Annotated in this window: 21 protein-coding genes; 11 read left to right on the plus strand and 10 right to left on the minus strand. The window is 63.5% G+C overall.

Annotated features, from left to right (window positions below; all coding sequences use genetic code 11):
- The first annotated feature begins 54 nt into the window (after positions 1-54).
- Positions 55-390: a hypothetical protein gene (locus tag QF015_RS15400; RefSeq protein WP_310203274.1), complete on the plus strand. Its 336-nt coding sequence runs from the start codon at positions 55-57 to the stop codon at positions 388-390.
- A gap of 122 nt (positions 391-512) precedes the next feature.
- Positions 513-1,199 carry a DNA alkylation repair protein gene (locus QF015_RS15405; protein WP_397336654.1) on the plus strand — a complete coding sequence of 229 codons (687 nt, stop codon included), beginning with the start codon at positions 513-515 and terminating at the stop codon, positions 1,197-1,199.
- 6 nt (positions 1,200-1,205) lie between these two features.
- Here QF015_RS15405 and QF015_RS15410 read toward each other — a convergent pair whose 3' ends face one another.
- Positions 1,206-1,607, minus strand: a complete 402-nt coding sequence (locus tag QF015_RS15410; protein ID WP_026542619.1) for a helix-turn-helix domain-containing protein — start codon at positions 1,605-1,607, stop codon at positions 1,206-1,208.
- 250 nt (positions 1,608-1,857) lie between these two features.
- Between QF015_RS15410 and QF015_RS15415 the strand changes: the two genes are divergently transcribed.
- The 4 genes from QF015_RS15415 to QF015_RS15430 all read left to right on the plus strand — a co-directional run bounded on the left by QF015_RS15415 (position 1,858) and on the right by QF015_RS15430 (position 6,392).
- Complete coding sequence (locus QF015_RS15415) at positions 1,858-3,204, plus strand: ABC transporter substrate-binding protein (protein ID WP_310203272.1); 1,347 nt, start codon at positions 1,858-1,860, stop codon at positions 3,202-3,204.
- 96 nt (positions 3,205-3,300) lie between these two features.
- Positions 3,301-4,266, plus strand: coding sequence for a carbohydrate ABC transporter permease (locus QF015_RS15420; RefSeq protein WP_310203270.1), 966 nt, complete (start codon positions 3,301-3,303; stop codon positions 4,264-4,266).
- Complete coding sequence (locus QF015_RS15425; RefSeq protein ID WP_310203268.1) at positions 4,263-5,225, plus strand: carbohydrate ABC transporter permease; 963 nt, start codon at positions 4,263-4,265, stop codon at positions 5,223-5,225. Before QF015_RS15420 ends, QF015_RS15425 begins: the two co-directional genes overlap by 4 nt.
- Before the next feature lie 114 nt (positions 5,226-5,339).
- A complete protein-coding gene (locus tag QF015_RS15430) occupies positions 5,340-6,392 on the plus strand; it encodes a LacI family DNA-binding transcriptional regulator (RefSeq protein WP_310203266.1) in 1,053 nt (350 codons plus the stop codon).
- Between the two features lie 8 nt (positions 6,393-6,400).
- On the opposite strand, the gene QF015_RS15435 is transcribed toward QF015_RS15430, so the two are convergent.
- The 5 genes from QF015_RS15435 to QF015_RS15455 form a co-directional block, all read right to left on the minus strand.
- Positions 6,401-7,288 carry a hypothetical protein gene (locus tag QF015_RS15435; protein WP_310203265.1) on the minus strand — a complete coding sequence of 296 codons (888 nt, stop codon included), beginning with the start codon at positions 7,286-7,288 and terminating at the stop codon, positions 6,401-6,403.
- 36 nt (positions 7,289-7,324) lie between these two features.
- Positions 7,325-8,131: an exodeoxyribonuclease III gene (locus QF015_RS15440; protein WP_310203263.1), complete on the minus strand. Its 807-nt coding sequence runs from the start codon at positions 8,129-8,131 to the stop codon at positions 7,325-7,327.
- A 67-nt stretch (positions 8,132-8,198) separates the two neighbouring features.
- Positions 8,199-8,765 carry an HdeD family acid-resistance protein gene (locus tag QF015_RS15445; protein ID WP_310203260.1) on the minus strand — a complete coding sequence of 189 codons (567 nt, stop codon included), beginning with the start codon at positions 8,763-8,765 and terminating at the stop codon, positions 8,199-8,201.
- Between the two features lie 26 nt (positions 8,766-8,791).
- Positions 8,792-9,418: a response regulator transcription factor gene (locus tag QF015_RS15450; RefSeq protein WP_310203258.1), complete on the minus strand. Its 627-nt coding sequence runs from the start codon at positions 9,416-9,418 to the stop codon at positions 8,792-8,794.
- Positions 9,415-10,584, minus strand: a complete 1,170-nt coding sequence (locus tag QF015_RS15455; protein ID WP_429390050.1) for a sensor histidine kinase — start codon at positions 10,582-10,584, stop codon at positions 9,415-9,417. Before QF015_RS15455 ends, QF015_RS15450 begins: the two co-directional genes overlap by 4 nt.
- 194 nt (positions 10,585-10,778) lie before the next feature.
- On the opposite strand from QF015_RS15455, the gene QF015_RS15460 reads away from it, so the two are divergent.
- Positions 10,779-11,348, plus strand: a complete 570-nt coding sequence (locus QF015_RS15460; RefSeq protein WP_310203254.1) for a GlcG/HbpS family heme-binding protein — start codon at positions 10,779-10,781, stop codon at positions 11,346-11,348.
- 10 nt (positions 11,349-11,358) lie between these two features.
- Positions 11,359-12,105, plus strand: coding sequence for an ankyrin repeat domain-containing protein (locus tag QF015_RS15465; RefSeq protein ID WP_310203252.1), 747 nt, complete (start codon positions 11,359-11,361; stop codon positions 12,103-12,105).
- Here QF015_RS15465 and QF015_RS15470 read toward each other — a convergent pair whose 3' ends face one another.
- Genes QF015_RS15470 through QF015_RS15480 form a run of 3 tightly spaced genes read right to left on the minus strand, consistent with a single transcriptional unit; the run spans position 12,106 to position 14,778 of the window.
- The gene (locus QF015_RS15470; protein WP_429390053.1) at positions 12,106-13,320 is read right to left on the minus strand and encodes an acetyl-CoA acetyltransferase; all 1,215 of its coding nucleotides are present in this window, start codon (positions 13,318-13,320) and stop codon (positions 12,106-12,108) included.
- Positions 13,317-14,018 (minus strand): CoA transferase subunit B, encoded by a 702-nt coding sequence (locus QF015_RS15475; protein ID WP_429390054.1) that lies wholly within the window; start codon positions 14,016-14,018, stop codon positions 13,317-13,319. The genes QF015_RS15470 and QF015_RS15475 overlap by 4 nt, the downstream gene beginning before the upstream one ends.
- A 28-nt stretch (positions 14,019-14,046) precedes the next feature.
- Entirely contained in the window at positions 14,047-14,778 is a 732-nt protein-coding gene (locus QF015_RS15480; RefSeq protein ID WP_310203246.1) for a CoA transferase subunit A, read from the minus strand.
- 178 nt (positions 14,779-14,956) lie between these two features.
- Here QF015_RS15480 and QF015_RS15485 point away from each other — a divergent pair, with 178 nt between their 5' ends.
- Entirely contained in the window at positions 14,957-15,718 is a 762-nt protein-coding gene (locus tag QF015_RS15485; RefSeq protein WP_429390055.1) for an IclR family transcriptional regulator, read from the plus strand.
- Here QF015_RS15485 and QF015_RS15490 read toward each other — a convergent pair.
- A complete protein-coding gene (locus tag QF015_RS15490; protein ID WP_310203243.1) occupies positions 15,715-16,287 on the minus strand; it encodes a GNAT family N-acetyltransferase in 573 nt (190 codons plus the stop codon). The genes QF015_RS15485 and QF015_RS15490 overlap by 4 nt on opposite strands.
- A gap of 204 nt (positions 16,288-16,491) precedes the next feature.
- Here QF015_RS15490 and QF015_RS15495 point away from each other — a divergent pair, with 204 nt between their 5' ends.
- Positions 16,492-16,866: a VOC family protein gene (locus QF015_RS15495; RefSeq protein ID WP_310203241.1), complete on the plus strand. Its 375-nt coding sequence runs from the start codon at positions 16,492-16,494 to the stop codon at positions 16,864-16,866.
- Positions 16,867-17,051: 185 nt separating this feature from the next.
- Positions 17,052-17,735, plus strand: a complete 684-nt coding sequence (locus QF015_RS15500) for a fasciclin domain-containing protein (RefSeq protein ID WP_310203239.1) — start codon at positions 17,052-17,054, stop codon at positions 17,733-17,735.
- Positions 17,736-17,767: the final 32 nt, after the last annotated feature.

The following is a 17,767-nucleotide window of genomic DNA, read 5'->3' on the forward strand; positions in this document are numbered from 1 at the left end:
TTTCTTCCTTTGGCACGTACTGTCACAGATCCAATCGTCACAAGGGAGAGCACCATGAGTGAAGAGACCACTGGAGCCGAAGCGGTCAACGGCGATGCGGAAAATGCCAAGAATGCAACTGGCGAAGCCCTGGAAAATGCCAAGGAATTTGCTGGCGAGGCAGTTGAAAATGTCAAAGAATTTGCGGGTGACGCTGCAGTGAACGTCAAAGAATTTGCGGGTGACGCTGCAGAGAATGTCAAAGAATTCTTCTCCGGGGACGTCGGAGAGAACGCCAAGGAATTGGCCGGCGACGTTGCGGAGAAGTCAAAGGAAATTGCTGGAGACGTAGCCGAAAACGTCAAGGGCCTGGGGTCGAAGATTGCCGGCCTGTTCAAGGGCGAAAAGTAAGAGACTCCGAACACGCGGGATGACAGTCCCACCGCCACGGCATGCGCTGGCGGAGGGACTGTCATCCCGTTGTCCATGGCTAGTAGCCTGACTTCAGGACGTTTGATGGACAGGAGACTGCAGTGGCTGGAACAACGGTCCTTGAGTCGGCAGTAGCTGACATCATGGCCGAACTGGCGGCGTTGGAAGAGCCCCGGGCCCGGGAAATCAACGAGAAACACGGTGACGACCACGGCGTGAACCTCAGCAAGTTGCGCGCCGTTGCGAAGAGACTGAAGACGCAGCAGGACTTGTCACGTCAGTTGTGGGCTACGGGCGACACCGCTGCCAGACTGTTGTCACTGCTGATCTGCCGCCCCAAGGCCTTCGGGCGGGACGAGTTGGACCGCATGCTCCGGGAAGCGCGGACCCCCAAAGTGAATGACTGGCTGGTGAACTACGTCGTCAAAAAGAGCCCCCACAGCGAGGAATTGCGGAAGGCCTGGTTCTCGGACTCCGACCCCGTGGTGGCCAGCGCCGGCTGGGCGCTGACATCGGAGCGCGTCGTGAAGAATCCCGACGGTCTCGCCCTTGATCAGCTGCTGGACGTTATCGAGGCGGGAATGAAAGACGCCCCGGACCGTCTCCAGTGGGCCATGAACCACTGCTTGGCCCAGATCGGGATTGAGTTCCCTGAACATCGCGCCAGGGCCCTGGACATTGGTGAGCGCTTGGAAGTCCTTAAGGACTACCCCACGCCGCCGAACTGCACTTCACCGTTTGCACCCATTTGGATCAACGAGATGGTGCGGCGCAAGTCCGATAAGTAGAACTGCCTAGCCCCTGTTGCGGTGCATCATCCGGTACGTGAGCTCGGCGAGGAGTTCTTCGTCGGAGAGGTGCGACGCCCGGGCGATGGGTGCGGCGGGGACTGCGATGCGGGGAGGTCCTTGCCGCGGTTCGTCTCCTGAGCGCATGTCATCCGGGGTGATCATTTCCGGGGCAAAGGTGGATTTTCCCTTGAGGACTTCGGAAACGGAGCCAGCACGCCAGCCCAGCGCGTGCTCAAGCTTCCGCTGGTTGATTTCCTGGGTGCGTCGCGTTCCCGACTCCAAGGTTCGGACGGTCTTGATGGCGGTTCCTGCCTGCTTGGCCAACTGCACCTGGCTCAAGCCTTGCGCCAGGCGTTCTTCCTTGATCAGTCGTCCGATGGTTTGCAGTGCTTCAAGTTCATCCACACTTCCTACCTTTCCATAGGCAACACTGGGCAATCAAGTCGACGGGCGCCCACGCTTGCTCTGTGGTCCGCCCATGGCGCTGCTCCGGCGACCCGGTCCGACGTCGCCGGCAAGATCGGAAGGCTGCTTGGTATCGATGCGGTTACGTTCGGTGTAAGCGCTTGCATTTAGGCGTTCATCATGGCTAGTGTGAGCGTCACCACATCAATTGCGCCGCCGAATCACTTGTACTCAGCGAGGAGTCTTTAGCATGAAGAAAACCAAGTACCTGCTACCGGTCGCAGCCGCCGGAGTTCTGGCACTTACCCTTTCCGCCTGTAGCGGAGATGGTGGCGGTGGGGGATCCACCGCAGGCTCGGATGATTGCTCCGCCTACCAAAGCTACGGAAAGCACGACGGCAAGACGGTCTCCGTCTACTCGACGATCGTCGACATCGAGGCAACCAACCTCGAGGAATCCTGGAAGCAGTTCGAGGACTGCACGGGCATCACCGTCAAATATGAAGGCAGCAAGGAATTCGAAACGCAGATCGGCGTCCGTGCCCAGTCCGGCACCGCACCGGACGTTGCGATCTTCCCGCAGCCAGGTCTTCTTGCCACCCAGGCACGGGCCGGCTACCTGAAGCCTGCTCCCAAGACGGTCTCCGATCTGGTGGACAAGAACTGGTCCCCGGACTGGAAGAAGTACGGCACGGTGGACGGCACGTACTATGCCGCGCCGATGCTCGCGAACGTCAAGGGCTTCGTCTGGTACTCGCCCAAGACCTTCAAGGACAAGGGCTGGGAAGTCCCCAAGACGTGGGATGAAATGATCACCCTGTCCAAGAAGATCGCAGCGGACGACAAGAACATGAAGCCGTGGTGCGCCGGATTCGAATCCGGTGAGGCTACCGGCTGGCCGGGCACCGACTGGATTGAAGACGTAGTCCTGCGCGCCCATGGCCCGGAGGTCTACGACCAGTGGATCACCCACCAGATTCCCTTCAACGACCCGAAGATCGTCGATTCCTTCGACAAGGCCGGCGAGATCCTGCTCAACCAGGACATGGTCAACGGTGGTTTCGGTGACGTCCGCTCGATCCTGAGCACCGGTTTCGCCCAGGCCGGCCAGCCGGTACTGGATGGCACCTGCGCCATGCACCACCAGGCCAACTTCCAGGCTGCCAACTGGCCTGCAGGAACCAACGTTGCTGAGGATGGCGACGTTTGGGCCTTCATCACCCCGCCGATTGACGAAAGCAAGGGCAAGGCAGTCACCGGTGGCGGCGAGATGGTAGGCGCCTACAAGGACACCCCTGAGGTTCAGTCCTTCCTGGCCTACCTGGCCAGTGCCGACTTCGCCAATAACCGCGTCAAGCTGGGCGGCGTCGTCAGCGCAAACAAGGGTCTTGACCCCAACAACGCACAGTCCGACCTTGACAAGCTGACCGTCCAGATCCTCCAGGATCCTGAGACTGTCTTCCGCTTCGATGGCTCCGACCTGATGCCGAGCGCCGTGGGTTCCAACTCCTTCTGGAAGGGCATTGTGCAGTGGATCAACGGCACGTCCTCACAGGATGTTGCCAACAGCATCGAATCCAGCTGGCCTAAGAGCTAACTCCCAAAGTGCTGCCTCCCCTGACTGGGTTGCCCAGGCGGGGAGGCAGCGCTTTTCCCGGAACTTAGTGATTCACTCACGCCCCGGAGGTTGGGTATGGAATTTATCGGAGAAAAACTCCTTCAAGTAGTGATAGCCCTGGCGATTTTCGCCGCGGTCATCGGCCTCATCATGTTGCTGGTGGACAGGGCACCGAAATCGGTCAAGGACAAGGTCACGGTTGCGGGCTTCCTGGCCCCTGCAGCGATCCTTATGCTGGTGGGCTTGGTTTATCCGGCTATCCGCACGTCAATGCTGGCCTTTACGGACGCCAGCGGAAACGGCAACGGATTCGACAACTTCACCTGGATGTTCACGCAGCCCGAGGCTCTGACCACGCTGCGGAACACGGTCATCTGGACAGTCCTGGTGCCCCTGCTCTCTACCAGCTTTGGCCTTGCCTACGCAGTGTTCATCGACAAGGCACGCGGTGAGCGCGTCCTCAAGTCGTTGGTCTTCATGCCGATGGCCATTTCCTTTGTCGGCGCCGGCATCATCTGGAAGCTCGTGTACGACTACCGTGGCCCCGGCATCGAACAAACCGGCGTCATCAACTTCTTCCGGGACGCTTTGGGCATGGACCCCAAGCAGTTCCTGCTGGACGCCCCGGAAAACACGATCTTCCTGATCATCGTGATGGTCTGGATCCAAACGGGCTTCGCCATGGTGATCCTCTCTGCTGCCATCAAGGGCGTTCCTGTGGAACTCATTGAGGCAGCCCGCCTGGATGGCGCCAACGCGTGGCAGCAGTTCCGCAACGTCACGGTTCCGGGGATCCGTGGAGCACTGGTGGTGGTGCTGACAACCATTACCATCGCCACGCTGAAGGTGTTCGACATCGTCCGAACCATGACCGCCGGAAACTACGACACCTCGGTAGTCGCCAACGAAATGTACACGCAGGCCTTCCGCGCCGGCGAGCCGGGACGCGGCGCCGCACTGGCCTTGGTCCTGTTCCTGATGGTTCTGCCCATCGTTGTGTACAACGCTCGAGTCCTTCGCAAGCAAAGGGAGATCCATTGACAGCCACGCCAGCCCCGAAAGAGGCCTCGAAGGCCACCCGGCAGCGTCCTGGATCCGACCCCACGGAGGATGCCCAGCCGATCATGCGGAGGGTCAAGACCAAGCTGACCTCCAAATGGGCAACAGCGGCAGCGATCATCATCGCCGTCGTCTGGTCTGTCCCGACGTTCGGCCTGTTTGTCACGTCGTTCAGGCCCGCAGCCAAACAGGTGGGTCCCCGCTCCAACGGCTGGTGGAACGCCTTCGTGGACTGGGATTTCACGTTCAAGAACTATGCGGATGTCCTCACTCCGGCGGGCTCACAGTCGGCCAACCTCTCCCAGTACTTCGTCAACTCGATCGCGATCGTCATTCCGGTCACGATCTTTGTCCTGGTGCTGGCTTCAATGGCCGCCTACGTCTTCGCCTGGGGAAAGTTCAAGGGTCGCGACGCACTGTTCATTTTCGTCTTTGCCCTGCAGATCATTCCGCTCCAGATGGCCCTGATCCCGCTCCTGCAGTTCTTCACCCAGACCCTCCACCTGCCGGCGGGCTCGTACGCCCAGTTGTGGATCGCGCACACCATGTTCGGTCTTCCGCTGGGTATCTTCCTCCTCCACAACTTCATCTCCGAGATTCCCGGTGAAGTCATCGAGGCGGCAAGGGTGGACGGTGCCGGACACAGCACCATCTTCTGGCGGATCATCCTGCCGCTCTCCGTTCCGGCCCTGGCGTCCCTGGCGATCTTCCAGTTCCTGTGGGTCTGGAACGACCTGCTGGTGGCCTTGGTGTTCTCCGGTGGAACGGCGGACGTGGCCCCGATTACGCAGCGTTTGGCGGAGATTTCCGGTACCCGCGGCGCCAGGGACTACCTGAACCCGGCGGCGGCCTTCGTCTCCATCATCATCCCGCTCCTGGTGTTCTTCGGCTTGCAGCGCTACTTCGTACGCGGCCTGCTGTCCGGCGGCCTCAAGGGATAGGAACCGCAGCCTCGGTTACGCAGTCGCATTACGTCGCTGCGTAACCGAGGGCTGCAAACCACAAGTGCACCTTTAAGGTGAAGGCGGAGCAACGGCGGCCGGAGAGGGGAGCCTGTGTCACGTACAACGGGTAGGTCCCAACGCGGCGGCCATACGGGCGTCAGTATTGAGGACGTCGCAGCAGCAGCAGGAGTCTCGACGGCGACCGTCTCGCGCGCGGTGCGGGGATTGCCGCGGGTGTCTCCCGCAACCCGCGAGAAGATCCTCGAAGTGGCCAGCTCCTTAGGTTACGTGGCGTCGTCGTCGGCCTCGGGGTTGGCGACAGGCCGCACGCGCACCATCGGCGTCCTGGCCCCTTTCGTCAGCCGGTGGTTTTTCTCCAAGGCCATCGAAGGCGCGGATCGCGAGCTGCATTCGCGCAAGTACAACCTCTCCCTGTTCAACCTCGGCGGCCATGGCAGCAACCGTGAGCGGCTCTTTAGTTCCACCATGGTCTACAAGCAGATTGATGCCCTGCTGGTGCTGTGTATGTCCCTCACCGAGGAGGAGCTGGAACACCTCCACAAGATCGACATTCCGCTGGTAGTCGTGGGAGGCCATGTAGAGGATTGCGCCTACATCGGCATCAACGACTACGACGCCGCCTCCACCGCCGTGCGGCATCTCCTGGACCTGGGCCATAAGGACATTGCACTGCTCCACGGCGACGACGAAACGGACCTCAACTTCGATGTTCCCCGCGTGCGGATCCGTGCCTTCCAGGAAGTCATGACCGACGCCGGACTGGAAGTCCGTGCCGAGTGGGACCAGTGGGGCGATTTCACCGTCGCCAGCGGCCAGCAGGCCTTCAACAGGCTGTGGAGCCAGCCCGGACGCAAGCCCACAGCAATCTTCTGCTCCTCGGACGAGATGGCGATGGGTGTCATTTTCGAGGCTGGCCGTCACGGTGTCCGGGTGCCGGAGGATCTTTCGGTGATCGGTATTGACGATCACGACTTTTCGGCCTCCATGGGCCTGACCACCGTGGGCCAGCGTCCCGACGACCAGGCCGAACTCGCCACCAAGATGCTGCTGGATGAGCTGGACGGGAATCCGGGAGCAGTTCATTCGGAGGTGGCTCCGCACGAGCTGATCGTGCGCGAGACAACAGCGCCGCCCAGCGTCTAGGGCACAGGTCAGGAAGCGCGCGCCAACTGCCGGATGGGGATCCACCGTGAGGCGAGCCGGCGGTAGGCAGCGGCCGCGCCGGTCATGTCACCCTCGGCCAAGCACTCGATGCCGAGCCGGACATCCATGGGGGACTCGTCAGGGTACACCTTGTCCGCGACTGCGCCGTAGTCCAGCTCCACCATGGACTGGATGTGGAACAACTCCAGCCATTCAGTGAGCTGCGTGAGGTCATCCAGCATGTCCAGGTCCGGCGCTGCCAAGGCCAGGTGGGCAACGGCGAAGCGGGCCCTGTCCAGGGCCTCCGTGAGGGGAGTCCACACCCGAACGGTGAGAATCCGTCCCTCGGATTCCACCACGTCCTTGCGGTCGGACTCGGCGAACAGCGAGAACCAACTGAACGGGATTCCCCAGGTTGAGGCCCGGGTATGGACGCGCTTGGCAGCCTCCCCGGCGTTGATGCGGTCGATGCGAACCTGGTGCTTGTCCCGTTGAGAAACCGGAATAAGAAGGTCCGCGAGCGGGCTATGCACGCCGTCCATCAGCGCGTTGGCCGCCAAACCGGCCCGAATCACCAGCTGGCTGGGGCAATAAAGCAGCCGCCCGGCGTCGTGCCCTTCCTGGTCAGACGCCGCAGCGTGCCGCCCGGTGGGCACCCGCGTCATCCGGACCAGGTCCGTTCGTCCGGTGGGGAAAGGATCGCCGCCGGAACGTGTGATGCGCCCCAGCGAGGCTTGCAGCTCCGCATTCTCGACGGCGGCCCGGGAACCTGCCTTGCCGCCCTCCGCCAGGAGCTCGCGCTGCTGTTCGGGCGGGAACGCTTCGAGGGGCTCGTAAATGCGCAGCGACGAAGAGAACGGCAATCCCGCCTGGCCCCGGTACAGGTTTCCAGTCATCTCCAGCCGTCCCCTTTCGTCGTGGTGGGCGTGTAGTTAGTCTGCCAGCTCCACGATGACCGGAGCGTGGTCCGAAGCGCCCTTGCCTTTGCGTTCCTCGCGGTCAATGGAGGCACCCGTGACCCGTGACGCCAGCGCGGGGGACGCGAGGCAGAAGTCGATGCGCATGCCTTCCTTCTTGGGGAAGCGCAGCTGGGTGTAGTCCCAGTAGGTGTAGACGCCGGGGCCGGGGGTGTAGGGGCGGACGACGTCGGTGAATCCGGCGGCTTCAAACGCGTGGAAGGCGGCGCGCTCGGGTTCGGAGACGTGCGTGTAGTTGTTGGTACGGAACAGCTCGATGTCCCATACATCGTCGTCGAACGGGGCAATGTTCCAGTCACCCATAAGGGCGATCTGGGCAGTGGGATCGGACTTGACCCACTCGGCGGCATGGCCCTGAAGGACATCCAGCCATTTGATCTTGTACGGCATGTGTTCGTCGTCCAACGAGCGGCCGTTGGGAACGTAGAGGCTCCAGATGCGGATGCCACCACAGGTAGCGGCGATGGCGCGTGCTTCCTGGGCGGGATCCTTGCCGGCCTTGCCGAACGCGGGCTGGTCCAGGAACGTCCGTTCGACGTCGTCCAGGCCCACGCGGGAAGCGATGGCAACACCGTTCCACTGGTTCACGCCGAAGTGCGCAACCTCGTACCCCATGCGCTCAAAGAGCTCCCATGGGAAGTTCTCGTCCTTGCATTTGGTCTCCTGGATGGCCAGGACATCGCAGTCGCTGCGCTCAAGCCAGGCTTCAACGCGGTCTGCACGGGCGCGGAGGGAGTTCACATTCCAGGTAGCTATCTTCACAGCCACTAACTTACCGAACTTGGCGCTGAGCGCATCCCCTGACGGCTTTTTACCGTGACCTGGTGACCTAGTGGCCGTACAGCGGCTCCGCATGGGCCAGCCTGCGCAGCCCGATGCCGGAGACGATGAGCAGCAGGCCCGTCACGATCGCAAAGGCCGCCAACATCCACACCAGGCCCAGGAATCCCATGCCCGGATTGACCAGCACCACGATCCCGAAGACGGTGGTGATGAGACCTGTCAGGAACCAGATACCCCAGCTCCTGACGAACGTCCTGGCGGCCAGGGACAGCACGATCTGGGAAAGCCCGAGCACCAGAGCCCACAAACCGATGAGCACCCCGACGGCCGCTGCGGTGATGCCGGGCCAGGCGATGGCCAGGATGCCGGCGGCGATGGAGATCAGGCCACCTGCAATCGTCCAGCGGGATCGGCCCGCGGGGTCGTAGTAGTAATGCGCCACGCTGGTGATGCCGTCAATGATCGCGAAGACCCCGAACATGACGATCACCACGAACGCCGTGGCGCTGGGCAAAGCAAAGATCAACAGGCCAAAGACAATGGCGAGGACTCCCCGGACCAGCAAAGCAGTTCCGGGGGATTTGAACATCTTGCGATCCGCTGCGTCCGACATAGGGTCAGAGTAACCAACAGCGTCTCTTACCGCATCCCCTCGCGCCGGATCGCCGTTGCTATGGCTGCCGCCCGCGTCTCGACACCAAGTTTGGCGTAGATATGGGCCAGGTGGGTTTTGACGGTTGCCTCTGAGATGAAGAGCCGTTTTCCGAGATCACGGTTGCTGAGGCCCTGGGTCAGCAGGCTGAGCAGTTCGGCTTCGCGCGGGGTCAGGATCTCGTCCGGGTTCCGCAACTGTTGGAATAAACGCGATGCCACCGGCGCACTCATGACACTCTTGCCCTGGACGGCCCCGCGAACCGCTGCGAAGATCTCCTCCGGTGCGGCGTCCTTGAGCAGATAACCCATGGCTCCGGCGTCCACCGCACGAACGATGTCGGCGTCCGAATCGTAGGTGGTGAACACGATGATCGCTTGTTTGGGGGTGCTTTGCCTGAGCCGCTTGATGGCTTCGATGCCGTCCATTCCGGTGCCCATGGCCAGATCCATGAGGACAACGTCCGGAGCGTGCCGCTGCGCCGCTTCCAGCGCTTCCTCACCTGAGGCGGCTTCACCGACGACGGCGATGTCGCCCTGGGTGCCAAGGAGCGCTTTGAGTCCGCTCCGGACGACGGTGTGGTCATCCACGAGCACCACGGAAATGGTGGTCACAGGGCCTCCTTCGAAGAACCGGCAGGCGGGCTGGCAGGCAGTTGCGCTGCGATGATGGTGCCTTCGCCCGGTGTGCTTTCCACGGACAATTCTCCGCCCAACTGCTCCACGCGTTGGCGCATGGCACGCAGACCGTATCCTCCCGTTTCCGACGGCGGAGGTACCGATCCGGGATCGAAGCCGCGGCCGTCGTCGAACACGTCCAGGGTGACTGCGTCCGGAAGGTAGCCAAGCGTCACGCTGGCGTGGCCGGCACGGGCGTGCAGTTTGATGTTGGCCACGGCGCTCTGGGTGACGCGCAGCAGGGCGTGCCGCACTTCGGGAGCGAGGGGTCGCGGGTCGCCGGTGACCTGCACACGGATGATGTCCAGATACTGCCGCGCCGCGTGCTCCAGGGCCTCGGGGAGTGGCGCGGTTTCCAGGCCAGGGGCGGAGAGTTCGTGCACCAGGCTGCGGGTGTCGGCGAGGTTGCGTCGCAGGAGATCGGTCGCCTTGCGCACGTCAATGGTGGCCGCGGGAGCCGGCCAGGAACGCTGGGCCGCTTCCAGGAGCAGCAGGCTGCTGGCCAGGCCTTGGGTCACGGTGTCGTGGATTTCCCGTGAAACGCGCTCACGCTCAGCGGCGATTCCAGCTTCCCTCTCGCTGGCGGCCAGCTGCTCCTGGTCGCGCTCGATCTTGTCGTAGATCAGGGTGAGCAGTGCTCCGGCGGCCAGCGGCCCGAGCAGCATGGCGACATCGGTCCAGTCGCTCACCCGGAAGAGCCCGACGGCGGTGGCAGCCGCCGTCGCTCCACCGGCCACATACGCCGGCCACCCGCGGAAAGCCGTACGGGTGAGGAAGAAGATGGCGAAGGAGCACCACGCGAAGCTGGGAGCAATCACCACCAGTGCGACCCACGCCGCCACCAAGGCGACCATCCACACCAACCACAGATGACGGCGTCGACGGCCGGACTTGCGCTGATGGGCCAGCACCGCAGTGACCGCGTACAGCGCACAGACGGTTCCGGCCAACGCCACCGTCCACAGGTTGTCGGCGGGGGAGTGCCGCATGACGTAACGCACCGCCGAAGCGACCATCAGGACGGCAAAACCAAGATGCACCACAGCATCAATGCGGCCATCGAGCCGAATGCTCGGCGCAGGCTGTGGAGGGGCAGCTGGCATGGAGGGTTCCCGTTCCCGATTCCGTTGAGGGCGTCCTTCCCATGCTAGATCCCGTGTGCCCGCTGGTCTCTCCACCTTTTGGCTGATACAGCTGGCGGAAAGGCTGAGCCCGGAGGCGGCGGGTGGCCGATGTGGCTGCGGCCCGTCCCCGGAAGCATGGAGACGTACCTGATGCCCACAACGAGGAGAACTCCGTGAAGAAGTCCAACAAGATGATTGCCGCCGCTGCTGCCGGAGCACTGTTGCTCACCGGCGGTGTCACTGCTGTAGCCAATGCCGTGTCGCCCGCCGCGCCGGCTGCCGCCCCCGTGAAAGTTGCCGCCGACGTCCAGCCCGCGCCGGAAAACGTTGTTGCCCAGAACCGCATCACCGTGGGTGCATCAAGCAAGGCCGTCAACGCTGCGCTGGCCAAATGCCAGGCGGACAAACTGCCGTTCGTCACCGTTGCCTTGGTTGATCGCTTCGGCACCGTCCAGGCGCTCCTGCGCGGCGACAACGCCGCCGAGCACACCATCGAAGCTGCCAAGCAAAAGGCCTACACGGCTGCTGCTTTCGGGGCTCCGACCAGCGAGCTGGCCAAGCGCGTGAACGGCAACGGACCGTCCATCGCCGACCTCCCCGGGACCCTGTTCCTGGCCGGCGGCGTCCCGCTGAAGGTCAACGGGGTCTCGGTTGCGGGCATCGGAGTTGGCGGAGCTCCCGACGGCGCCCTCGACGAAGCCTGCGCCACCGCCGGTGCAGACGCCTTGGCCGCTGCGAAGTAGCCTCGACCGTATGAGCTTCACCAAGGTACGTGGCCTGGCTGCGGGTTCGGTGATCGGGGCAGGTCTTCTGATCGCCGGGCTCGTGGCCGGCTGCGCGCCGTCCCCGTCCTCCAGTTCGGGATCGGCCACGTCAAGCGCGACGGCGGACGCCTCACCTTCCACCCCGGCCCCGGCTCAAGCAGCCCCCACCCCAGCCGTACCGTCGAGCGCTGGTACGGGCCCGTCGTCGTCGGCCGTCGTGCCGGCCACACTGTCACCGGAGGTCCAGATGGAAACCGATCGGCTCCTGATTCTCGCCGCGAAGGCCAACGATATTGCAAAGGTCCGTGAACTGATCGCGGCCGGTGGCAACGTCAATGCCAAGGACGACATCCAGGACTCCGCGTTCCTGTATGCCGGGGCTGAGGGTTTCAACGAGGTCCTGCAGCTGACCTTGGCCGCAGGCGCCGACGTGCGCAGTACCAACCGTTACGGCGGCACGGCCCTGATCCCGGCCAGCGAGCACGGACACACGGAGACTGTCCGGATCCTTATCGCTGCGGGGGTGCCCGTGGACCACGTCAACAACCTGGGCTGGACCGCCATGCAGGAAGCCATCCTGCTCAACAACGGTGGGCCCAACCAACAGGACGTGGTCCGGCAACTCCTCGCGGCCGGAGCCAGCCCGGACATCCGCGATCCCCAAGGCCGAAGCGCCCTGCAGAACGCAGAGCGGCTCGGGTTCGCGGAGATCGCCGCGCTGATCCGTAACCGCTAGCTACATGGCTTCCAGGACACTGACGTAGTTGGCGATGCCCACGCCACCCATGTTTTGGACGGCGCCCCGGCGGGCGTTGGGCAACTGCATGTCACCGGCCGAGCCACTGAGCTGCATGGCCGCGATGACATGCTGCGACACCCCGGTGGCGCCAACTGGGTGGCCCTTCGCCTTCAGGCCGCCCGATACGTTGATGGGCAGTTTGCCGTCCTTGGAGACCCAGCCTTCCTTCACGGCCCGGGAGCCTTCACCGCGCGGCGTCAGGCCCATGGCCTCATACATGATGAGCTCGGCGATGGTGAAACAGTCGTGCACTTCGGCGAAGTCCAAGCCGTCAATCCCGACGCCGGCCATACCCAACGCCCGCTCCCACGACGCCCGGGTGGCAGCGAACTCGGTGGGATCGCGCTTCTCCGCCGGGAAGAAGTCGTTCGCGTGCCCGAACCCGGCAAGGCGTACAGGCGCGGCAGCGCCGCCGGCCGCCGACGTGGACAGTACGACGGCGGCGGCCCCGTCGGAGACGGGCGAACAGTCGGTGCGGCGCAGGGGCTCGGCCACCATGGGGTTCTTTTCGGAGGTGGTCCGGCAGAATTCCTCACCGAAGTCGCGGTGCATCTGGGCATAGGGGTTGTCCATGCCGTTCCGGTGGTTCTTGGCGGCGATGGAGCCAAGGACATCGCCCAGGCCCGCCTCGAATCCGGGACCCGCGATGTTCGCCCCATAGCGCTTTCCGTAGTGCTTGGCCACCTCCGCGAACAGCCCCGTGAATCCGGTGCTGGAGGCCTTGCCGGCCATCTCATAGGACGCTCCCAGCAGTGCTGCTCCCACGACGTCCGCCCCGGCGTCGGTCATCTTCTCGGCGCCGATCACCAGGACATTGCGTGCAGTTCCGGCCAATACTGCCTTGACGCCCTGCTGGAACGCCGCGGATCCGGAAGCGCAGGCGTTTTCAGTGCGGGTGGCCGGGACATTGGCCAAATCCGTCGACAGTTGGAGCGCCAGCGACGACGTAAAACCCAGCGGCTGCATCCCGGAGTTGAACTGGCCGAGGTAGATCTCGTCAATGTCCTTGGGGTCCAGGCCGGAATTCCGGATGGCGTCACCGGCCACCTGGACGATCAGCGACTCCAAGGTGTCATCCGTCAGCTTGCCGAACTTGCTGTGGCCCCATCCCGTGAGCAGGATGTCTTTGCCGAACTGGTCTTTGAGGCTCATGCGTTGGCTCCTTCGAGGGTTGTTTCCTGTGCGTCTTCTTCGAGCGCCACCTCGAACCCTGCGTCCGTCTTGCTGCGCACCTCGTCCACCGTGATGCCTGGGGCGAGGCGGGTCAGCACCAGGCGGGTACCGGCGTCGTGCGTTTCCGGTTCCGGGGCGATATCGAAAACGGCGAGGTCCGTGACGATCCGGTCGACGCACTGGAGTCCCGTCAGCGGGAGGGTGCATTCGGTGACGATCTTGGCCGAGCCGTCCTTGGCGTTGTGTTCCGTGAGGACCACGACGCGCGGTGTCCCGGCCACCAGGTCCATGGCGCCGCCCATGCCCTTGACCATCTTTCCGGGGATGGTCCAGTTGGCGAGGTCGCCGGTGCCGGAGACCTGCATGGCGCCCAGGATGGCCACCTTCACATGGCCCCCGCGGATCATGCCGAACGAGGTGGCGGAGTCGAAGATGCTCCCACCGGGGGTGATCGTGACGGTCTGCTTGCCGGCGTTGATAAGGTCGGCGTCTTCCTCGCCCTCGTAGGGAAACGGGCCCATCCCGAGCAAGCCGTTCTCGCTCTGGAGGACCACCCGCACGCCGTCGGGCAGGTTGTTGGCCACCAGCGTGGGGATGCCGATGCCGAGGTTGACGTAGTCGCCGTCGTTCAATTCTTCGGCCGCGATCGCGGCCATCTGGTCTCGTGTCCATGCCATGGTGAGTGCTCCTTATTCTCTCAGCGCGTCAGACCGTGAGCGCTTCAGCACGCTGCGATTCCGGGCGGGGCCGGACCGTGCGCTGTTCGATGTCCTTGACCCGGCTGGTTGCCTGCACCAGCCGCTGGACGTAGACGCCCGGAGTGACGATGTGGTTGGGGTCCAGTTCCCCTGGTTTCACCATGACCTCGGCCTCGGCTATGGTCACCTTGCCCGCGGTGGCCACCACCGGATTGAAGTTCCGGGCCGTGTACCGGTACACCAGGTTGCCGTCCGTGTCGGCCGTGTGGGCGTGGACCAGCGCGACATCTGCGGTGATGGCGCGCTCACGGACGTACGTCACGCCGTCGAACTCTTCCAGCGGCTTGCCTTCGGCAACCAAAGTGCCCACGCCGGTCCGCGTGTAAAAGGCGGGAATGCCGGCACCTCCGGCGCGGAGACGCTCGGCCAGCGTCCCCTGCGGGGTGAACTCGACCTCCAGCCGGCCGGCCAGGTACTGCTCGGCGAAGAGCTTGTTCTCGCCTACATAGGAGGCGATGACCTTCCGGACCTGCCCGGCTTCGATGAGCACGCCGAGACCCTTGCCATCAACGCCCATGTTGTTCGAGACGATGGTGAGGTCCTTGGCTCCCGACCCGCGGACGGCGTCGATCAGGTCGGCAGGGATTCCGCTGAGGCCAAAACCCCCGACGGCGATGGTCAAGCCGTCTGCCATCAGGTCATGGAGCGCTTGTGCTGCGCTCGCGTACATGGTGGACATATCGAACTCCTCGCTGAGCATGTGGGTGGTGTGTCCACTTTGTGGACTGCCGTGATTCTAGGAGTGAGCCTAGGTTCGTTCAGGGGTGTACGCAACGGTCCACGGTGTTGGTTACTCATGGTGTGGACGCTAGGCTCAAGGTTGTCCATATTATGGATGAAATCTTCTGGAGGGTGCTGTGGCGGTACAAGGAGCGCAGGTTGTCGGCAGGGTGGCGCAGTTGCTGCGGTTGGTGGGCCGCAAGCCGGAGGGCATGTCCCTGGCGGGCCTGGTGCGCGAATCAGGGCTGACCCGGCCCACAGTTCACCGGCTGCTGACTTCGTTGGCTGCCGAGGGCCTGCTGGAGCATGATTCCGATACCGGCAAGTGGGTCATGGGGCCGGAGATCTTCCTGCTGGGCTCCGTTGCTGCGGCCCGTTTTCCCATGGAGGACATTGCCCGTCCGTCGCTGCGCCGGCTGGCAGCGGAAACGGGGGAGAGCGCGTTCTTCTCCATCCGCCGGGGGAACGAGACCATCTGTGTCCTGCGCGAAGAGGGCTCATTTCCCGTGCGGTCGTTCGTGCTGCACGAAGGCGTGCGCTTCCCCTTGGGCGTGGCTTCTGCGGGGACTGCCATCATGGCTTTCCTGCCTCCGGACGAGCAGGAATCACTGCTCAAGGACTGGGGTGCGCATGCCGGCGACTTTGCTACGGGCCACCCTGCGGAGGTGGTGCGGGACAACCTGGAAAAGACACGGCTGGCCGGCTACTCCGTCAATCCCGGGCTGATCCTGGAAGGCAGTTGGGGAATGGGAGCGGCCGTCTTCGATCAGCAGGGCCGGCCGGCGTGGGCCCTTTCCCTGACCGGCATCGAGCCCCGCTTCCGGGCTGACCGCCAGGAGTTCCTGGGAAAGCTCCTGCTTGAGGAAGCGCACAAAATGACGGCACGGCTGCAGGGCTAGCTGAGGTCCAGCCGCATCAGGACCCTCGGGAAGCCGTTGAGTACGGACGTGGTTTCTGCGATTTTCTTGAATCCGGCCTTCTCAAAAAGCCTGCGGGTGCCCACGTAGGCCATGGTCAGATCCACTTTGCCGCCCTTGTTGTCCACGGGATAGCCCTCGATGGCCGGCGCTCCGTGGCTCTTGGCGAAGTCGATGGCCCCACGCAGCAACTCATGCGAGATCCCCTTCCCGCGGTGCCCCGGTCGAACGCGGATGCACCACACGGACCACACCCCGGAGTCGTCCACGTGCGGGATTTTCCGGTTCCTGGCGAAACTGGTGTCCGCGCGCGGATGCACGGCCGCCCACCCCACTACTTCGTCGCCGTCGTACGCCAGCACTCCGGGCGGCGGGTCCTCGGCGACCAGTTTCCTGGCGTACTTGCCGCGCTCCTGTTTTTGGAGCTCCTGGTTCAGCTTCGACGGGATCCTGTAACTCAAGCACCAGCACACATTGGAGTCGGGGCTCTTGGGCCCCACCATGGTTTTCACGTCATCGAACACCGTCGCGGGCCGAACCTCGATAGCCATCCGCCTATCCTGCCACCGCCCTCCGGCAGTCCGCTAGACTTGCCGATGTGATGACCGGATCGGGCCTCAGCCCTGCACGGATCGGCTGCCCGGCCGACCTCTGACGCGCTCCGTCAGCCAAAGCGCTGGCAACCCGCGGGCACCTCCTGGTGGATCGATGAACCCTCAAACCCATCGAAATGAAACCCACCAAAGGAGTTATGCGTGCCTGCACTTTTCAACCACACCATCATCGCGTCCCTCGACCGCACTGTTTCAGCCGACTTCTACCGGTCCATCCTGGAAGCCGACGACGCTCCCGGCTGGGGGCCATTCACCAACATCTCACTGGCCGGCGGGGTGATGCTCCAGTTCGCCGAGCCGCCGGTCGAGATCCAGATGCAGCACTACGCGTTCCTGGTTGACGACGCGCACTTCGACCGCGCCTATGCGCAGTTGGTGAGTACCGGCGTCGAGCATTGGGCCGATCCGCAGATGACTAAGCCCGGCGAGACCAACAGCAACCACGGCGGGCGGGGTGTCTACTTCAAGGACCCCTCGGGCCACGCGTTGGAGCTGATCACCACGCCGTATTTCTGAGCAGGAAGGGTTCGGCCCCGAAGGGGTTTAAAAAAAACTTTTTCAATCCGCACCCATCCACCCCGTCCCACCCTCCGAATAGCTGGTGAGACACAAACCGCCGGTGACGCAAAAGCAGCATCAGCAGCCCGTGTCCCACCACCCAATGGACCCAACGCCCTGGTTCCAAAAACAAGGAGAATGACATGTTGTCCACAAAGCGCCCCGCCCTCGCCTTCGTTGGCCTCACTGCAGCCGCCCTTCTCGGTCTTACTGCCTGTGGTGGTTCAAGCACCTCCAGCACACCTTCCTCATCGTCCGCCGCCCCGGAGACGTCGTCGGCAATGCCGTCTGCTTCGCCGTCGGCCTCCGCAACGAGCAGCGCCGCCATGGATCCGGCCGCCAACCTTGTGGGCCCCGGCTGCGCCGGTTACGCCGCACAGGTTCCGGACGGTGCCGGTTCGGTCATGGGCATGGCCCAGGATCCGGTTGCCGTAGCAGCATCGAACAACCCGTTGCTCAAGACTCTGACAGCCGCTGTTTCCGGCAAGCTCAACCCCAAGGTGGACCTGGTTTCCACCCTGAACGGCAGCGAATTCACGGTGTTCGCACCGGTTGACGATGCCTTCGCCAAGATCGACCCCGCAACAATCGAGACGCTCAAGACGGACGATGCCCTGCTGAGCAAGATTCTCACCTACCACGTAGTCCCCGGTCAGCTGACCCCGGACCAGGTTGTCGGTACCCACAAGACGGTCCAGGGTGGCGAAGTGACGGTAGGCGGCACCAAGGACGCCCTCACAGTTGATGGCGCCAGCGTGATCTGCGGTGGCGTCCAGACCGCCAACGCCACGGTTTACCTGATCGACTCGGTGCTGATGCCCAAATAGGCCCTAGCGCTCAACCAGCACACACAAGAAAG

Origin of the sequence: Paenarthrobacter sp. TE4293, from assembly GCF_050435325.1 — a bacterium.
Taxonomy (GTDB): Bacteria; Actinomycetota; Actinomycetes; order Actinomycetales; family Micrococcaceae; genus Arthrobacter; species Arthrobacter nitroguajacolicus_C.

Bases quoted from the DNA above. Each gene is read 5' to 3' on its own strand.
- QF015_RS15435 (WP_310203265.1), bottom strand. From the start codon at position 7,288: ATGACTGGAAACCTGTACCGGGGCCAGGCGGGATTGCCGTTCTCTTCG.
- QF015_RS15420 (WP_310203270.1), top strand. From the start codon at position 3,301: ATGGAATTTATCGGAGAAAAACTCCTTCAAGTAGTGATAGCCCTGGCG.
- QF015_RS15400 (WP_310203274.1), top strand. From the start codon at position 55: ATGAGTGAAGAGACCACTGGAGCCGAAGCGGTCAACGGCGATGCGGAA.
- QF015_RS15490 (WP_310203243.1), bottom strand. From the start codon at position 16,287: ATGGCTATCGAGGTTCGGCCCGCGACGGTGTTCGATGACGTGAAAACC.
- QF015_RS15455 (WP_429390050.1), bottom strand. From the start codon at position 10,584: ATGCCAGCTGCCCCTCCACAGCCTGCGCCGAGCATTCGGCTCGATGGC.
- QF015_RS15475 (WP_429390054.1), bottom strand. From the start codon at position 14,018: ATGGCATGGACACGAGACCAGATGGCCGCGATCGCGGCCGAAGAATTG.
- QF015_RS15445 (WP_310203260.1), bottom strand. From the start codon at position 8,765: ATGTCGGACGCAGCGGATCGCAAGATGTTCAAATCCCCCGGAACTGCT.
- QF015_RS15480 (WP_310203246.1), bottom strand. From the start codon at position 14,778: ATGTCCACCATGTACGCGAGCGCAGCACAAGCGCTCCATGACCTGATG.
- QF015_RS15500 (WP_310203239.1), top strand. From the start codon at position 17,052: ATGTTGTCCACAAAGCGCCCCGCCCTCGCCTTCGTTGGCCTCACTGCA.
- QF015_RS15470 (WP_429390053.1), bottom strand. From the start codon at position 13,320: ATGAGCCTCAAAGACCAGTTCGGCAAAGACATCCTGCTCACGGGATGG.
- QF015_RS15465 (WP_310203252.1), top strand. From the start codon at position 11,359: ATGAGCTTCACCAAGGTACGTGGCCTGGCTGCGGGTTCGGTGATCGGG.
- QF015_RS15415 (WP_310203272.1), top strand. From the start codon at position 1,858: ATGAAGAAAACCAAGTACCTGCTACCGGTCGCAGCCGCCGGAGTTCTG.